At 42.2% G+C, this 696-nt stretch carries 2 protein-coding genes; both read left to right on the forward strand.

What is annotated here, in order from left to right:
* Window positions 1–9: 9 nt before the first annotated feature.
* Complete coding sequence (locus AB4585_RS22740) at window positions 10–141, forward strand: VCBS domain-containing protein (protein ID WP_372171072.1); 132 nt, start codon at window positions 10–12, stop codon at window positions 139–141.
* A gap of 169 nt (window positions 142–310) precedes the next feature.
* Window positions 311–696, forward strand: a 386-nt coding sequence (locus AB4585_RS22745; RefSeq protein ID WP_372171073.1) for a VCBS domain-containing protein, incomplete at its 3' end; no start/stop codon positions are given.

Here is a 696-nt window from a genome sequence, read left to right on the forward strand (position 1 = left end):
GCTATCACTATCGAGCAGAATGGACACTGGACATATCAACTTGATGATAGTAAAGATGCCACTCAGAAATTAACCGGCAATGACAACCCTCAAGAGCTCTTTACTATGCTAGTGACTGACTCTTCAGGGCCAATCGATTAAGCAAAATATCGTAGTAACAGTACATGGCAGCAATGATAATCCAGTATTAGCTGCATATCAGCCGGCATCTTTTGCAGAAGACTCGAGTAAAGGCGCTTCGCATAGTCACGTTCAAACTGTAGCGCTGCCGAAAGTTTCCGATGTCGATGACACTCACTTTACTTATAGCATCGATTCTCACGCTGATAGTGGAAAGAATAACGTTGGTCAGTGGGTAACAATCGATAAGAATAGTGGGGTTATTTCTGTACATACCAATGCCAAGATATTGCAGCATCTATCGCAAGGTGCATCGCACCTAGAGCATGTAGTGGTAACCGTAACAGATGCACAACGTGGTACAACCCAGCAAACCCTTGACCTAACAATTACTGGTACTAATGATCAGCCTAAAATCACCAGGGCTAAAATCTCGAGTGATCTAGATGAGAATGGTTCTAAGGTGGCCAATCATTATTCAGTCACCCATAATGCATTATCAAGGGTTGATGTTATAGAAGACCATATTGTTTCGGGCAAAATTCAATACTCAGATATAGATGACAAGATCTCACC

Origin of the sequence: Vibrio sp. 10N.222.49.C9 (genome assembly GCF_041474985.1) — a bacterium.
GTDB lineage: Bacteria > Pseudomonadota > Gammaproteobacteria > Enterobacterales > Vibrionaceae > Vibrio > Vibrio crassostreae_C.